A 16,017-nucleotide genomic window follows, 5' to 3' on the forward strand; every position below is an offset into this window, starting at 1 on the left:
CTGTTAACTGCCAAATGAAAACTTGTTGGTGCTGAGTAAGATATGTTTAAAAATATAAAATCAAATTGCTATAAAAATTAGTATATTTGGTTATGTCTGAACCTGTTCCATATCCTGTTTTAAACGATGATGAGCCTGTTAAGCAGTTCAATGAACTTGATGCATCACTAACTTACAGCTATGCCAGCTATTTAAACTGGCTTTTTCCTGAAAGGGTAGAACTGATTAAAGGTAAAATCTTTAAGATGAGTCCTGAACCATCAAGCGTTCATCAGGAAATTGTTGGTAACATATTTCTCAAGCTGGGAAATTTTTTAGAAAAGCAATCTTGTAAAGTTTACATCTCGCCATTTGATGTTCGTTTTCCAAAGGAAGGTCATAATGATAAAGCTGTATTTACCGTTTTACAGCCAGACATTTGTGTGATTTGCGATAGGAGCAAAATTGATGCCCGTGGCTGTATTGGCGCACCCGATATAGTTGTCGAGGTTTTATCGCCAGGAAATACCAAAACTGAATTGCTTCATAAATATCGCGTTTACGAAGAATTTGGCGTTAAAGAATATTGGGTAGTGAGCCAGGGTGATAAAAGTATTTTGATTTATACCCTGGATGAAATGGGTAAATTTCAGCCCTCTAAAATATTTACGCTAAGTGAAAAAATTACGTCAACTGTATTGCCAGGTTTTGAACTGGCATTGGATGATGTTTTTGAAGATATAGATTAAGGATTCTATGAAACCATGATCAGTCTCGTTTTGTATAGACTAATTTTTGAAAACTGATTAATGTGTAGCCCAACTTCACGTCAGGATTATAGAACAAAGTGAGGATAAATAAAATGCTTTACATGCTTGCTAAAAACTCATACTCATATCTGCCAAATAAACAGATCCATGCTTCATCTGTCTTAGTCTTTCGGCTTTCTCCGCTTTAGTCTTTCAGCTTTGCGCTTAATTAGCTATTTTTGGCTTTTATAACAATTTTCATGAGCATTTCCACCAAGTACAATCCTGCAGAAACAGAAGATAAATGGTATAGCTATTGGCTATCTAAAAAGTTTTTCCACTCAGAACCTGATGAGCGCGAACCTTACACCATCGTCATTCCGCCGCCAAATGTCACTGGTGTACTGCACATGGGGCACATGCTCAATAATACCATTCAGGATGTATTGATCCGTAAAGCCCGTATGCAGGGCAAAAATGCCTGCTGGGTACCCGGAACCGATCATGCCTCTATCGCTACTGAAGCAAAAGTGGTAGCCATGTTAAAGGAGCAGGGAATTGATAAAAAAGATCTTTCCCGCGAAGAATTTTTGAAATATGCCTGGGAATGGAAAGAGAAGTATGGTGGTATTATTTTAGATCAGTTAAAGAAACTAGGGGCAAGCTGCGATTGGGACCGTACCCGTTTTACCATGGAGGAGGATCTTTCTGAAGCGGTTATCGATTCATTTATCCACCTGTATAAAAAAGGCTGGATTTATCGCGGAATCCGTATGGTAAATTGGGACCCGGCTGGTAAAACCGCAGTTTCTGACGAAGAAGTAATCCGTAAAGAAGTAAACCAGAAATTATATTACATTAAATATCAGGTATCAAGCAGCAAGAATCAGGATGAGCCTGAATATTTAACTGTTGCTACAACGCGTCCGGAAACCATTATGGCCGATGCAGCCATCTGTATCAACCCAAATGATGAACGTTTTGCACATTTAAAAGGCAAAAAGGTTTTTGTGCCTTTGGTTAACCACGAAATTCCCGTTATTGAAGACGAATATGTAGATATTGAATTTGGAACGGGTTGTTTAAAAGTAACACCAGCGCACGATCTGAACGATTACGAACTGGGTGTTAAGCACAACTTACCGGTTACCGATATTTTAAATGACGATGGTACCTTAAACGAACTGGCGGTAATTTTAGTAGGTGAAGACAGGTTTGTTGCCCGTAAAAAAATTGCCAAAATGTTGGAAGAGGCCGGTCATTTAGAAAAGGTAGAAGATTATAAATCACAGGTAGGTTTTTCTGAACGTACAGATGCCGCTATCGAACCGAAGCTGTCGATGCAATGGTTCGTGAAGATGAAAGAAATGGCTCAGCCGGCATTGGATGATGTTTTGAACGGTGAAGTAAACCTGATTCCGAATAAATTTGAAAACACCTACCGTCACTGGATGGAGAATGTGCGCGACTGGAACATCAGCCGTCAGCTGTGGTGGGGACAAAGAATTCCGGCCTGGTATGATGATAAAGGAAACTGGGTAGTTGCCAAAACCAAAGATGAAGCTTTAGAGGAATTCTGGAAGAAAAAACATCTGGATGAAAATTGTTCAGACGAGGAAAAAGCTGGATTCAAACATCAGTTAGCACCATTTTTAAGGCAGGATGATGATGTGATGGATACCTGGTTCTCGTCATGGTTGTGGCCAATTTCTGTTTTCGATGGCTTTAAAAACCCGGAAAATAAAGATATCAATTATTATTACCCAACCAATGATCTGGTTACGGCACCTGAAATTTTATTCTTCTGGGTGGCCCGTATGATTATGGCCGGACATGAGTTCATGGGCAAAAAGCCGTTTACAAATGTATACTTAACCGGTATTGTACGCGATAAATTAGGCCGTAAAATGTCTAAATCGTTGGGTAACTCACCAGATCCGATCGGATTGATTGAAAAATATGGTGCCGATGCGGTTCGTGTTGGGATGTTGATGTCATCACCTGCCGGTAACGATTTGATGTTCGATGAAAGTTATTGTGAGCAGGGCCGTAATTTTGCCAGTAAAATCTGGAATGCTTTCCGTTTGGTAAAAGGATGGGAAGTTAATGAAAACCTGGTAAACCCAAATACGCAGGCTATATCCTGGTTTGAAAACCGTTTTAATGAGGCATTGGTAGAAATTGAAGCCAATTTTAAACAATACCGACTATCTGAAGCACTAACCATTACTTATAAGTTAGTTTGGGATGATTTCTGTGCCTGGTATTTGGAAATGGTTAAGCCGGCTTACCAACAGCCGATTGATGCGGAGAGTTACAAAGCTACGATTGCCTTTTTTGAAAATATCATCAAGTTATTGCATCCGAATATGCCTTTCATTACTGAGGAATTATGGCATGATGATTTGTTTGGTGATCGTGCAGAAATGGACTGCTGTATTGTGGCTGAGTTCCCGAAAGGGGGGGCTTTTGATGAGCGGTTATTAAAAGATGCAGAGGTAATTAAAACGGTTGTGGCCGAAATTAGAAACGTAAGGAATCAAAAACAGATTTCTCCTAAAGAAGCCTTGCCTTTAAATATCAAAATAAATTCTGAGCTTGATTATGAAAAATGGTTAAACATTGTTTTCAAATTGGCCAATGTTTCAGAAGCGGAGATTGTAAATGATAAAATTGTTGGTGCAACAGCGTTTATGGCCGGTAAAGATGAATTCTTTATTCCACTGACCGAAAATGTTGATGTTGAGGCTGAGCGCCAACGCTTAAATGCTGATTTGGTTTATCTTCAGGGTTTCTTAAAATCGGTTGATGCCAAATTGAGCAATGAGCGTTTCGTGCAGAATGCGAAACCTGAAATTATTGCCAACGAGCGAAATAAAAAAGCCGATGCTGAGGCAAAAATCAAAATTATTGAAGAAAGTTTAGCGGTTTTAGGCTAGTTACAACTTCTCAGACCTATAAGGTTTTCAAAACCTTATAGGTCTTAAAAAGGAATTTTCTTTTTCCTTTCATTTCCCATCATACATCCTCTTAGTACCTTCCTTTCTAAATTGTTACCTAAGCGTAGCATTATATTAAACTATAAACGCTAATTTGGATGCTGTTAAACGTGCATTAAATCGTTTAACTTGCAATCTTCTAACCTTATTAAACCGTTATATTCTATGGAAAATTCCAGAAGAAAGTTTATAAAACAATCAGCAATATTTGCTGCAGCAACCTATGCGGGTACCATGGGTATGAGTGCTAAAAGTTATGGCCGTATTATTGGCGCAAATGATCGGGTACGAGTTGGTGTTGTTGGATTTTCTGATCGTTTTAAAGATACGCTTCTGCCTTGCTTTCTGAACCATAATAAAGAACTTAACTTCGATATTGTAGGTCTTTCCGATCTTTGGAACTACCGAAGGGATTTAGGAATTGCCCATTTAAAAGAAAAATTCGGCCATGATATTAAAGCCTGCCGTAACAATGATGAGCTTTATGCCACAAAAGATCTGGATGCCGTAATTATCAGTACAGCCGATTTCCAACATGCGCTCCACACCATCGAGGCGGTAAAAGCCAGTTGCGATGCTTATGTAGAAAAGCCGTTTGCCGAGACGATGGATGATGCTAAAGCTGCATTTAAAGCGGTTAAAGCCAGCAAGCAGATTGTACAGATTGGTTCCCAAAGAAGGAGCGGTGAGAATTATATCAATGCGGCAAAATTTATACAGGATGGAAAATTTGGACCGATCACTGCAGTAGATCTGGTATGGAATGTAAACCAGCCCGGCAGATGGCGCAGACCGGATTTGGTGGCTAAGTTAAAGGAAGAAGATATTGATTGGAAAAGATTCTTGCTTAATCGGCCAAAGGAAGCTTTTGATCCAAGAAAATACCTGGAATATCGTTTATTCTGGCCTTATTCATCGGGAATGCCCGGGCAATGGATGAGCCATCAGATTGATACCGTGCATTGGTTTACCAATTTAAAACACCCGCGTAGCGTAGTAGCAAACGGAGGCATTTACACCTGGAAAGACGGCAGGAGGAACTGGGATTCGATGGTAGCTGTATTTGATTACGGTCAGCCGGATACTACCGATGGTTTCCAGGTTACTTTTACTTCCAGGATGCAGAATAGCGTTGGCGACGTGGGTGAAGTTTATTACTCAAATGGTGGTGAACTCAACCTGATAACCAATAAAGTTTCGCCAAAAGGTGGTTTAAGGGAAAAAGAAGCAGCTGCTATGGGAATGAAAGCCAATCTTTTGCCTGAATTTGATTTAAGTAAAACCGAAATTAAAGCTGCAACCGGTGCCAATATGGGTGGTGATAGCTTAACCTCTGGCCATATGCGCAACTGGATGGAATGTGTGCGCAGCCGTAAAACACCAAATGCGCCTGTGGAAGCAGGTTATTCGCATTCTATTGCCAATATCATGACCAATGCTGCGGTACACACAGGTGCAAAAGCCATTTTCGATGAAGGAAAACAGGAAGTAATGGCGAACGGAAAAGTATTTAAGTATTAAAATAAAAATATCGTCATTGCGAGGTACAAGCCATCTATTTTGCAAAAAGATCGCTTCGTCATTCTTACCCGCAATGACGGCAAGAAAAACCTATCATGTTAAATTTTAAAAAATATAGTATTCTGGCGTTTTCGCTAATCAGTTTATCAGCAGCCGCCCAAAAAGCAAAACCATTGTTTGATGGTAAAACGCTTACCGGTTGGAAAGCCGTTGCAGGTGCTGCTCCATATAAGGTTGAAGATGGAATGATTGTGGGAACGATGACCAAAGGTACACCCAACTCATTTTTGATTACCGAAAAAGAATACGGCGATTTCATTTTAGAACTGGATGTGAAGCTGGAAGGCGAAACGACCAACTCGGGTGTGCAAACCCGTAGCCATATTAAACCCGAGGGGAACGGCGGTAAAGGGTTGGTTTTTGGCAGGCAGGTAGAAATAGACCCTTCACCGCGGGCGTGGACGGGAGGAATTTATGATGAAGCCAGAAGGTTGTGGCTTTATCCTTTAGAACTTAACCCATCGGCCAAACCATTGTATAAAAAGAATGAATTTAACCATTACAGAATAGAATGTATCGGTAATGAAACCAAAACCTGGGTAAACGGAACGCCTGTTGCCTATGTGATTGATACTTTGGACCAATCTGGCTTTATTGGCTTACAGGTTCATGGTATTGGCAATAACCTGGATAACGATGGCAAGAAAGTTTATTTTAAAAATATCAATATCCAAACTGAAGGCCTGAAAGCCAAAGCTTTTCCAAAAGGTATTTACACCGTTAACTTAACGCCGAATGCCTTATCTGTTTACGAAAAATCGGAAGGTTATAAATTGTTATTTGATGGTAAAAGCAATGCAGGCTGGGTTGGTGCCTATAAAACTGCTTTCCCTGCCAAAGGATGGAAGATTGCGGATGGTATCATCAGTGTTGAACCTTCAGGAGGTGCAGAATCGACTAATGGAGGAGATATTGTAACGAAGGATGAATATGCTGCTTTTGATTTATCATTTGAGTTTAAGCTGACGCCGGGAGCCAATAGCGGTGTGAAATATTTTGTTACTTTAAGTGAAAACAATTCGGGTTCGGCCATTGGTTTGGAGTACCAGGTTTTGGATGATGAATTACATCCTGACGCTAAATTGGGCAGAGATGGAAACCGTACTTTGGCCTCTTTATACGATTTGATCACTTCGAAAAAAGAAGCCCGTTACCTGCGCCCAATCGGCAGCTGGAACAATGGACGTGTAGTGGTTTATCCGGATAACCGCGTCGAGCATTATTTGAATGGCGTAAAAGTGCTGGAATATACCCGTGGTTCAGCAGAGTTTAAAAAACTCGTTGCTATGAGTAAGTATAAAAACTGGAAAAATTTTGGTGAAGCGCCAAAAGGGCATATCCTACTGCAGGATCATGGTAACAAAGTAGATTTCAGAACGATTAAGATCAAAAAAATATAAGTTTTGATCTGACAACGGGCATTGGTTCAGTATGGCGGCCTGCAGTCCCGCTTTCACTTATAGTCCTCGCTACGCTGTGGGCTATTTAGCTCATCCGAAAGCTCGGGTCGGGTTTATCATTAACGTTTGTGCCTTGAAACAAACCTATGAGCACTGACGGATGGTAATTAGCCCCGACATACGCGGAAATACTTTTTGTTGCATGTTCGGCCATACAGCAGCTACCTTGAACAAATAGATTGCAGCATTGGCGGGACTACCTTTAATAGCAGCAGCAGTTAGCGCTTCAAATCAACATTAAAAGAATAAAATATTAAGATATCATGCATCGTCGATCTTTTGTTAAAACATCAGCTTTAGTAGGTTCTGGTTTACTTTTAGGCCATGAGGGTTTCGCCAGTTTAGCCGCTGATGAGGTTGTTAATGTGGCCATGATCGGTTGTGGAGATCGTGGCAAAGGGGTTTTGTCGGTCATTAAGTCTATGTCTGCAAAGTATAAAATTAAAGCCTATTGCGATCTGCTCGGTTTTAGGCTAAAGGAAACTGAAAAATATGTTCCTGCTGAAGCGAGGGCGATAAAAGATTACCGCAAAGTTTTAGATGATAAAACAATCGACGCAGTTTTTATTGCCACACCTTTAAGCGAACATTTTAGAATTGCAAAAGATGCAGTGCTGGCCGGCAAACATGTGTATGTGGAAAAAACCATGACTTATAACATTGCCCAGGCACTCGAACTTAAGAAACTGGTTAAAAAACATCCTAATCAGGTTTTTCAGGTGGGTTATCAGTACCGTTATTCGCCATTATATTTCAAGGTAAAAGAGATGATCCAGAGTGGTTATTTAGGTAAGGTTAGCCAGATTGATTGTCGTTGGGACCGTAATGGGAATTGGCGCAGGGCTGTTCCGGATCCGGCTTTAGAACGAAAAATCAATTGGAGAATGTATAAGGAGTATTCCGGCGGTTTGGCTGCTGAGCTGCTTTCTCACCAGATCGATTTTATTAATTGGGCTTTCGAAACCCAGCCTGGTGAAATTATGGGCTCGGGAGGAATAGATGTTTTTAAAGATGGCCGCGAAACTTATGATAACATTCAGGCCATACTGAGGTATGATGAGAAAGGTATGATTGGTAACTTTGGGGCTACTTGTGGCAATGCGCATGATGGTTACCTGTTTAAAATAAAAGGTACGAATGGTTCGGTTTCTCTGCTGACCAATACCGGCTTATTTTACCCCGAAGCGCGTACCAAAAAAGAGTTGGGTATTGTTGATGGCGTAACCGGAGCAACCAAAATTGTGGTTAATAAAGACGGCGGAATCCCGATTTTGGATAAGCCCACCATAGATGGTACAAACTATGCACTTGATGAATTTTATAAGTCGATCACTTCAAAAACAGAGCCTGCATCAAACATCAATACCGGAACCCAGGCAGCTATATGTGTGGCCATGTGCAACGAAGCGATTTACAGTGGTAATAAGCAGGTTTGGAAGAAAGAATATAGCCTGTAAATCAGGTCATTCTCAACGAACTGAAGAATCTTTTGTATTGACTGTTGCCGCACCGGCGAGCGTCAACTATTATTTCATGCTCATTTAATGACGCAGATTAAATATCGAACCGATAGATGGAAATGGTCTGTGAGCCACAGACCACGGGATTTGATTAACACAGGGCGATCTACCATTCCAACTTTAAAAAGGCTACTCCCTGTCTCGCCAATTCCATCTCAAATGGACCGTTGCCTGTATTGAATTCGGTGGGTTTACCCATCATTTTAAGCTGACCGGATTTTTCCAATGTTGCAATCTGTTTTGCATCCGGATGTTGTGGCGAACCCATTTTTTTCCATTCGGTATAAGCATTGCTATTATTAGTATCGATAAGATATTGAGTGATGTTTACTGTTTTTGCAGGCAGTTGATTTAACGTGATGGAAACAGCTTCTTTCGTTCCAGTTTTATCTTCGTCATGGTAATTCCAAATGATAACAGCAGCTGTTCTATCTGCTTTGGTGGCTAAAGCCCCAATATCTGTCTGCGTTTTTCTGATGCTCGAATCGAGGATGGAATTTAAATTGTACATCCGATTGCTTATGGTCTCCACACGGTTTCCTTTCATCTGGCCAAACATCCTGAACACATTTAATACAGGTTTATCTACGCCGTTGGTTGCTAGATCCCGAAAGCCCGCAAACCAGGGCTGGTTTTCAAATTCGAACGACCAGGTAACAGCGCCCAATAGGTTGATGTTATATTTGTCTGTAAGTTCATAAAGCCTGGCAAAAGAAGCTGCAGTATAACTCGAATACATGGTGCCATTGCGGTAGGCATTCTCTGGATTGGTATTCATACCACAGGCGGCACAACCTTCGGGATCAGATTCGCCAATAATAACAGGTATATTTTTAAGTTGAGGATATTTACGGATGATCTTATAATTGGCATCGATATTACGGAGCTGCGCCCTTACATTCATTACAACAGTTCCATCAACTACGCGGGGTGATCCTTTAGCATGAAACAATACAGCATCTAAAGGTGAACCGATTTTACCGGTTACATAATTGGTATCGGTTAAGCAATGTTTGATAAAAGCGTCTAAAAACCTGGTGCCGCCACCGGTTACATTGGCGCCGCCAATTTTTGCAGTGGGTAAAGCCCTTTTCAGCCCATCGGCAGCATAATCATAAAGTTTAAAGAATTCAGCCTGTGTACCTTTCCAATAGGCGCCATCGGGTTCATTCCATACTTCCCAATACCAGCTTTCTACCTCTGCCTTGCCGTAACGTTCTACACAATGTTTAACCCATTCATATACCAGGTTGCCCCATTTTTTATAATCTTTTGGGGGGTAGGCCCAACCTGTTAAAATTTCGTCGTAACGTGCGCCAGGTTTCCATTTATGCTGGTAAGGAAAAGGTTTGATAGACAAGGCCTCAGGCATAAAACCAATCTGCGCCAAAGGTTTCATACCACTTTTTACGTAAGTATCGAAAATCTGATCGACAATTTTCCAGTTATAAACCGGATTACCTTGCAAATCTTCGGTGTAAGCATTGGTAGATCCCCATTTTAAAGCAGGAGTGCCATCTCCGGATGTGAGCAGATTATGGGTACGTACATACACGGGAACCGGGCTTAATTTCGAGATTTCGGTGAGCAATTTCCGGCCGTCTTTCATATAGGTATAATTTGGTTCATCGTAACCAAACCAGGCCCATATGGGTTGCATAGGTGCTATGTTCTTATCGAAATTAACCTGAATATTAGCTTTTGACTGAGCGTTTGCGGTATAGGTGGAAACGGCCAAACCGATGAAAAAGCAAGCTTTTTTTAAGAGGTACATATGGTATTTATGGCGTTTGTTTGAGACTGTAACTTCCACGTTTAAAGTAAATAAAAAAAATGATATTCATCAGGCTGCCCGCTAACAAATTCAAATAATCGATAATCGTTCTTCCAAAATCTCTCCGTTAATTTCAATATGGCTTTTTGGGCTTTTAATGGAAAAGAGTCTCTGACTCGTTGTTATCAGTTGAGTTTGAAACTCAATCTTATCACTAAATCCGTAGAGACGCTGCGCTTAACTCTACGAATAGCTCAGGCTTTTTGGACTTTTAATGGAAAAGAGTCTCTGACTGGTTTTTATGAGTTGAGTTTGGGACTTAATCTTATCACTAAATCCGTACAGACGCTGCGCTTAACTCTACTGACAGTTCCTGTAAAAGTAGTCATGGCTCAGTTCAAAAGCCTAAATTAAAAAAAAGGACAGACCATCCGGTACTGTCCTTTTACATCATTAACTAAAATTAAATTCAACACTTTTATTTCTATCTGTTTAGTGGAAAGCGTTTAAACCACTGAGTAAGAATTTTTTATAATTAGCTATTTCATAATCAGCACCTTGCGGCGGTGCCAATAGGGATTCTGTTTTTGGATCGAGCAGTACATAAAACGGCTGTGAATTGGATTGGAATTTCCTGGCTTGCAAGTCGCTCCATTTTTTACCAATGGTGGTAAGTTTTTTCCCTTCGGGTGTAACTGCTACATCAGCAGGAGCCAACTCCGTTTTATCATCTACGTATAACTGGATCAATACATAATCATTGCTTAGCATTTTGTATACATCCTTGTCGGGCCAAACGTTGGCTTCCATTTTTCTGCAGTTTACACAGGCATGGCCGGTAAAATCGATCATCACAGGTTTGTTCAGCTTTTTTGCTGCGGCCATACCTTCATCATAATCGAAATAAACATTCAGCTTTAAAGGTGCATGGAATTTGTCTGCATATTTATGCGGACCATCATTTGTTGTAGTTTGTTTTCCGCCTAATAAACTGGCGGTATACAGATCAAAGTCCTGGGTTTCCTGCGGTGGAAGAAAAGCAGAAATGCTCTTTAACGGTGCGCCCCACATGCCCGGGATCAGGTAAATGGTAAAAGCCAATACTATGGTAGCCAGAAAAAGCCTCGGTACGGAGATAAATGCCAATGGGCTATCATGCGAAAACTTTAGCTTACCCAGAAGATAGATGCCCATCATCCCAAAAATAACGATCCAAAGGCTTAAAAATATTTCGCGGTCAAACCATTCCCAATGGTAGGCCAGGTCTACATTACTTAGAAATTTTAAAGCAAATGCAAGTTCAAGAAAGCCAAGCACAACTTTAACACTGTTTAACCAACCACCAGATTTTGGCAGCTTGTTCATTGCAGACGGAAATAAGGCGAACAGGGCAAAAGGGATGGCCAGGGCTAAGGAAAAGCCAAACATACCTACGGCCGGGCCTAATAAGGCGCCGGTTGTTGCGGCCTGTACCAATAAAGTGCCAATAATTGGACCAGTACACGAGAAGGATACCAGGGCCAGCGTTCCGGCCATAAAAAATAAGCCTGCTACGCCTCCTTTATCAGAATTGGCATCCATTTTATTTACCCATGAAGAGGGTAGGGTAATTTCGAATGCACCTAAAAACGAAGCTGCGAAAGCAACAAGCAATAAGAAGAAAAAGAAGTTGAATATCCCATTGGTAGATAAACTGTTTAAGGCATCTGCACCAAAAATTACGGTAACCAAAAGTCCGAGTACCACATAAATGAGAATAATAAAAAAGCCGTATAACGCCGCGCGTTGAAAGGCCTTTCCTTTTTCTGAACCTTTAGTGAAAAAACTTACCGTAAGCGGCAGCATAGGGAAAATGCAAGGCATCAACAGGGCGGCTAAACCGCCAACAAAGCCCGCAATAAAAATACCCCATAAAGTTTTGTGTTCTTCTTTGGATGGTGCAACAGTTTGATCAGCCTTGTTTTGCGCCGCTGGTGCTGTTTTAACAACTGTATCAGTTGCTTTGATGATACTGTCAGGCGTCTCAGGTTTAATCTCTGTAAAGGTAAGATCATCGGTACCGGAGCTGTCTTGTGCATATCCGTTTAAGGATAAGGCACCACAGAACAGCAATCCAAGACAGATTTTTTTTAAGGATGTCATATGCTTGTTTACGCTTATTTTACAGGAATACTAAAATCAACCTGTTCTGGCGGCAAACATTGTTTATCGTCGCATACCATAAATTCTACATTACCTTTAATGGTTGCCGTTTTACCTTTCAGCTTTACTTTTTGTTGAAAAACGACAGATTTTTCGAAGTAGCTCACCTCCATTTTGAAAGTAGGTTCGAACTTGGTTATTGCTTTTGGCTCGATCGTTTTGCCAATCAATGTGTAAGCAGCAGCTGTTGGAAAGGTAAAGGTTGTTTTAACAGGACCACCATCTTTAACAAATTGCGAGTAGAGGTGCCAGCCCTGATCTATAGTAGCTTTAATAAAAACAGTAGCGGTATTTGGGCCGGTTTTTTTTGCAGCGTAACTCCAGGTTACGGGCTTTAAGATCTGGCTATATGCGCCAAGGTTAATCAGGCATACAGCACATAACAAAAAGGTGATTTTTTTCATGTTGTGGTTATTAAATTATTGGTTATGGTGGTTTTGTAATCTGCTAAAGGCCTGGTAATCCAGAAAATCTACTTCAGGGGTAATGTATCCAGCCTTAACTGGTTCCTGCTTCATTAAATCGGTACTTAAATATTTCTTGTTGCTATCAGAAAAAATGGTGACTACACAACTGTCAGTTCCCATTTTTTGCTGTTGTTTGATGGCACCTATCACATTGGCCCCTGATGATATACCTACAGCTAAACCAAGTTTTTCTGCCAGTTTTTGCGCCATGAGTATGGCATCGCCATCGTTTACCTGCACCACTTCGTCCAGTTCATTAAGTTTAACGATTTCAGGAATAAACTCATCAGAAATGCCCTGGATTCTGTGGCTGCCTACCTTATAACCTGTAGTTAAAGTTGGTGATTCTGCAGGCTCAAGCGGATGTATTTTAATACCGGCATTTTGCTTTCTTAAAAAACTGCCAACCCCCATAATGGTTCCTCCTGTGCCTACGCCGGCAACAAAAGCATCGGGCGATATATTTTTTAATTGCAGTTGCCCCCAGATTTCCTTCCCAGTGGTCTGTTCGTGTGCTTCCGGATTAGCAATATTTTCAAACTGTTTTGGTAAAAAGATATTTGGGTCTTTTGTGGCCATTTCTTCTGCAAGTTTAATGCTTCCGATAAATCCGCCTTCTTCTTTGCTCACCAAAATAATTTCAGCACCTAAACTTTTAATAATATCCATGCGCTCTTTGCTCAGCCAATTGGGCATAATGATGGTTACCGGGTGGCCTAAAGCTTTACCTATTGCTGCAAATGCAATTCCGGTATTACCGCTCGTCGCTTCAACTATCCGGTCGCCGGCTTTAATTTTACCTTCAGCATAAGCTTTTTTGAGGGTATAAAGCGCCATCCTGTCTTTAATACTGCCGGTTAGGTTATAGTGTTCACATTTAACGTAAATTTTGCCCAAACTTCCACGATACGTATAAGTAAGCTCCAGCATTGGGGTGTTACCAACCAGAAGTGATAAATGTTCAAATTTTCCCATATTGGAAATTGTTAATTCATTAGCGGTTAATGCTTTCATGGAGATTTTTTAAATCAATTAAAGTAAATTTTTAACTAATTAAATTTCGGTAAAACTCTGTATTATTCTGATTTGGATCAATACAAGTCGATTTTTTCGGAAATTTTTTGCTATTTTTATCTTTATTTAATTTTTATTTCAGTTTAGGCTATTTTTTTTAAGGTCTGTTATATTTTTTTTCATTCATCAGCGTATATGGTACAGGGCGATTTAGATCAGGTTGACATCGAAATATTAAAATTGTTGCAGCATGATGCCGCCTTAACCCATAAAGAAATCTCTTTGAAGCTGCATAAATCGATAGCAACCATACACGAACGTATAAGGAGATTAAAGGAGCAGGGTTATATTAAAAGAGTAGTGGCGATTCTTGACCGGAAAAAGATCAATAGAAACCTGATTGCTTTCTCTCACGTACTGCTGAAAGAACATACCGCCAAAACCCTGATCGAATTTGAAACCGAGGTGTCTAAGTTTGGAGAAGTAATGGAATGCCTGCAAATGACGGGGGCGCATGATTTTATTCTCCGTATTGCTACTAAAGATATGGATGCCTATCACGAATTTTTACGGAATAAACTGGCTACACTGCCCAATATTACAACTGTTCAGAGCTACTTTGTACTTTCCGAACCAAAAAGTGAAACTGCTTATCCATTGTAGTAGTGGGTTAATTGGTTTCTTAGGTTATTTGTCATTGGTTCATTTGTCAATAGTTTATTGGTCATTGGTTAATTGGACATTAGTCATTGGTTCATTTTTAGGCATTTGTTTGGAGGTGACCAATCTTGGAGAGAAACGTCATTGCGAGGAGGAACGACGAAGCAATCTTTCCTGCTAGCCATCCTTGCTATAAAGATTGCTTCGTAGATTGAAAACGCCTTCTCAGCAATGACGAATTATTAACTATTGAATCTTTTCAAATTTAAAGCTGTTGCGCCAATCATAACCATGGTGAGCAATGATACCGAAAGCATATTAATCCATACATGCGGAATCTGTTGACGGTTATATTTTTCCAGTTTATAATTTTTAATATAGGTATCGTTAACATCTCGATTAAGGAAGATTGCCGGATAAAAATGCAAGCGGATCTGCTCGTGGTATTTTCTGACAGCCTGTTGAAATTCAAGATGTGTAGCAAGATCTGATCCTGCCATTTTATTTAATCCAAGCTGCGTTTGTATGGTAGGCAGGAAAAAGGCAAAAATATCTGTAAAATCCTGCCTGCTGGCCAATTTCTTTTCGATGGCCAGCCTGCTTGCCAATGCCTGGTCATCACCCATTTGCTGCATGGCATAATACCAATACCAGCTAAAGGTTTTCTTTTCAGGAAACGGATATTTCTTCAATTGGGGATAATGTTTAAAAAAGGGTTTCATGGTTACGTCTTTAGCCATATCCCATTTTTCATGATAGCCTTCGCGTTGGTTAATTACATTTTGCAAGGCCTCAGGTACCGGGTATTTTCGCGTTAGAAAAAGATTAAATGATGCCGGAATAACGATGCAGAGCAGTACCCACATGGCTATCAGCGCTGAGGCATTAAAATTTGAAGACTTACCTAAAGAGATGAAGAAAAAGGAAACAGCAAACCAAAAGCTCAGATAAAGTAAAATAAGTACGGTAACCGAAAGGAAAGTTACGTCTTGTGGCAATGCCAGGTAAAACATCGCTGCCAATAACAGCAATAGTGCAACGCTAAAAATCACTGCTACCCTAACTAAAAATTTTTGCCAGATAACCTGGAAAGATTGGTTGGTTTGTGCCCTTAAAAGCGACCATATCCCACTTTCTTTTTGTTCTGAAAGGAGGTTGTAGGTGAAGGCAATAATAACCAACGGAAACAAAAAGATAAATACGAAACTAAGATCCATGTTGCCCAACAGCAGGCTGACCGGATTATTGATATCGGTGTCATAAAGCTGGCCTTCAAGGCCCAACATGGTTACCGAAATTAAGTAGGGGTTTATATCGCGCTGTCCGTTGGCAAAGGCCGCCCAGTTATCAGGGGAGTTGGCCAGTGTAAACTTATTATGGAAAAATAACAGGCCAATATCATCGCCGAAATGCCCGATATTTTTAAGGGTATTTTTCTTTTGCAATATGGCCGCTTTTTCAATTACAGCTTCTTGCCTGGCGATGAAAGTTTTGCCGAAATACAGGCCGGCAAAACCTGTTATAAGAAGCACAAAGATGCCAATCCAGGAAGAACTGCTCCTAAAAAACAATTTAAATTCGAGCTGATATCTATTTTTTTTCATGTGTATTG

General features: G+C 40.5%; 11 protein-coding genes. 6 read left to right on the forward strand and 5 right to left on the reverse strand.

Translation table 11 applies throughout. The features are described from left to right. The first annotated feature begins 92 nt into the window (after window positions 1–92). From ACFE6N_RS03685 to ACFE6N_RS03705, 5 genes are all read left to right on the forward strand, one after another. Window positions 93–728: a Uma2 family endonuclease gene (locus tag ACFE6N_RS03685; protein WP_378933950.1), complete on the forward strand. Its 636-nt coding sequence runs from the start codon at window positions 93–95 to the stop codon at window positions 726–728. A gap of 260 nt (window positions 729–988) precedes the next feature. Beyond that, window positions 989–3,667, forward strand: coding sequence for a valine--tRNA ligase (locus ACFE6N_RS03690; RefSeq protein ID WP_378933952.1), 2,679 nt, complete (start codon window positions 989–991; stop codon window positions 3,665–3,667). Window positions 3,668–3,892: 225 nt separating this feature from the next. Beyond that, on the forward strand, window positions 3,893–5,248 hold the full coding sequence (locus tag ACFE6N_RS03695) for a Gfo/Idh/MocA family protein (protein WP_378933954.1): 1,356 nt from the start codon (window positions 3,893–3,895) through the stop codon (window positions 5,246–5,248). Window positions 5,249–5,343: 95 nt separating this feature from the next. Then, entirely contained in the window at window positions 5,344–6,708 is a 1,365-nt protein-coding gene (locus ACFE6N_RS03700) for a DUF1080 domain-containing protein (RefSeq protein ID WP_378933956.1), read from the forward strand. 323 nt (window positions 6,709–7,031) lie between these two features. After that, the gene (locus ACFE6N_RS03705; RefSeq protein WP_378933958.1) at window positions 7,032–8,225 is read left to right on the forward strand and encodes a Gfo/Idh/MocA family protein; all 1,194 of its coding nucleotides are present in this window, start codon (window positions 7,032–7,034) and stop codon (window positions 8,223–8,225) included. Between the two features lie 169 nt (window positions 8,226–8,394). Here ACFE6N_RS03705 and ACFE6N_RS03710 read toward each other — a convergent pair whose 3' ends face one another. The 4 genes from ACFE6N_RS03710 to ACFE6N_RS03725 form a co-directional block, all read right to left on the reverse strand. Next, window positions 8,395–10,101, reverse strand: a complete 1,707-nt coding sequence (locus ACFE6N_RS03710) for a GH39 family glycosyl hydrolase (RefSeq protein ID WP_378933960.1) — start codon at window positions 10,099–10,101, stop codon at window positions 8,395–8,397. Between the two features lie 453 nt (window positions 10,102–10,554). After that, the gene (locus ACFE6N_RS03715; protein ID WP_378933962.1) at window positions 10,555–12,204 is read right to left on the reverse strand and encodes a protein-disulfide reductase DsbD family protein; all 1,650 of its coding nucleotides are present in this window, start codon (window positions 12,202–12,204) and stop codon (window positions 10,555–10,557) included. Window positions 12,205–12,218: 14 nt separating this feature from the next. Beyond that, window positions 12,219–12,668 carry a protein-disulfide reductase DsbD domain-containing protein gene (locus ACFE6N_RS03720; RefSeq protein ID WP_090985170.1) on the reverse strand — a complete coding sequence of 150 codons (450 nt, stop codon included), beginning with the start codon at window positions 12,666–12,668 and terminating at the stop codon, window positions 12,219–12,221. A 15-nt stretch (window positions 12,669–12,683) separates the two neighbouring features. After that, window positions 12,684–13,745, reverse strand: a complete 1,062-nt coding sequence (locus tag ACFE6N_RS03725; protein ID WP_378933964.1) for a PLP-dependent cysteine synthase family protein — start codon at window positions 13,743–13,745, stop codon at window positions 12,684–12,686. 195 nt (window positions 13,746–13,940) lie between these two features. Here ACFE6N_RS03725 and ACFE6N_RS03730 point away from each other — a divergent pair, with 195 nt between their 5' ends. After that, complete coding sequence (locus ACFE6N_RS03730) at window positions 13,941–14,408, forward strand: Lrp/AsnC family transcriptional regulator (protein ID WP_145860563.1); 468 nt, start codon at window positions 13,941–13,943, stop codon at window positions 14,406–14,408. A gap of 239 nt (window positions 14,409–14,647) precedes the next feature. On the opposite strand, the gene ACFE6N_RS03735 is transcribed toward ACFE6N_RS03730, so the two are convergent. Then, on the reverse strand, window positions 14,648–16,009 hold the full coding sequence (locus ACFE6N_RS03735; protein ID WP_378933967.1) for a DUF3526 domain-containing protein: 1,362 nt from the start codon (window positions 16,007–16,009) through the stop codon (window positions 14,648–14,650). Window positions 16,010–16,017: the final 8 nt, after the last annotated feature.

Source organism: Pedobacter sp. BG31, from assembly GCF_042464845.1.
GTDB classification, from domain to species: domain Bacteria; phylum Bacteroidota; class Bacteroidia; order Sphingobacteriales; family Sphingobacteriaceae; genus Pedobacter; species Pedobacter suwonensis.

What these genes read in the sequence shown, in the direction of transcription:
- ACFE6N_RS03715 (WP_378933962.1), bottom strand. Translation starts at nt 12,204, where the DNA reads ATGACATCCTTAAAAAAAATCTGTCTTGGATTGCTGTTCTGTGGTGCC.
- ACFE6N_RS03690 (WP_378933952.1), top strand. Translation starts at nt 989, where the DNA reads ATGAGCATTTCCACCAAGTACAATCCTGCAGAAACAGAAGATAAATGG.
- ACFE6N_RS03730 (WP_145860563.1), top strand. Translation starts at nt 13,941, where the DNA reads ATGGTACAGGGCGATTTAGATCAGGTTGACATCGAAATATTAAAATTG.
- ACFE6N_RS03720 (WP_090985170.1), bottom strand. Translation starts at nt 12,668, where the DNA reads ATGAAAAAAATCACCTTTTTGTTATGTGCTGTATGCCTGATTAACCTT.
- ACFE6N_RS03705 (WP_378933958.1), top strand. Translation starts at nt 7,032, where the DNA reads ATGCATCGTCGATCTTTTGTTAAAACATCAGCTTTAGTAGGTTCTGGT.
- ACFE6N_RS03700 (WP_378933956.1), top strand. Translation starts at nt 5,344, where the DNA reads ATGTTAAATTTTAAAAAATATAGTATTCTGGCGTTTTCGCTAATCAGT.
- ACFE6N_RS03735 (WP_378933967.1), bottom strand. Translation starts at nt 16,009, where the DNA reads ATGAAAAAAAATAGATATCAGCTCGAATTTAAATTGTTTTTTAGGAGC.
- ACFE6N_RS03685 (WP_378933950.1), top strand. Translation starts at nt 93, where the DNA reads ATGTCTGAACCTGTTCCATATCCTGTTTTAAACGATGATGAGCCTGTT.
- ACFE6N_RS03725 (WP_378933964.1), bottom strand. Translation starts at nt 13,745, where the DNA reads ATGAAAGCATTAACCGCTAATGAATTAACAATTTCCAATATGGGAAAA.
- ACFE6N_RS03695 (WP_378933954.1), top strand. Translation starts at nt 3,893, where the DNA reads ATGGAAAATTCCAGAAGAAAGTTTATAAAACAATCAGCAATATTTGCT.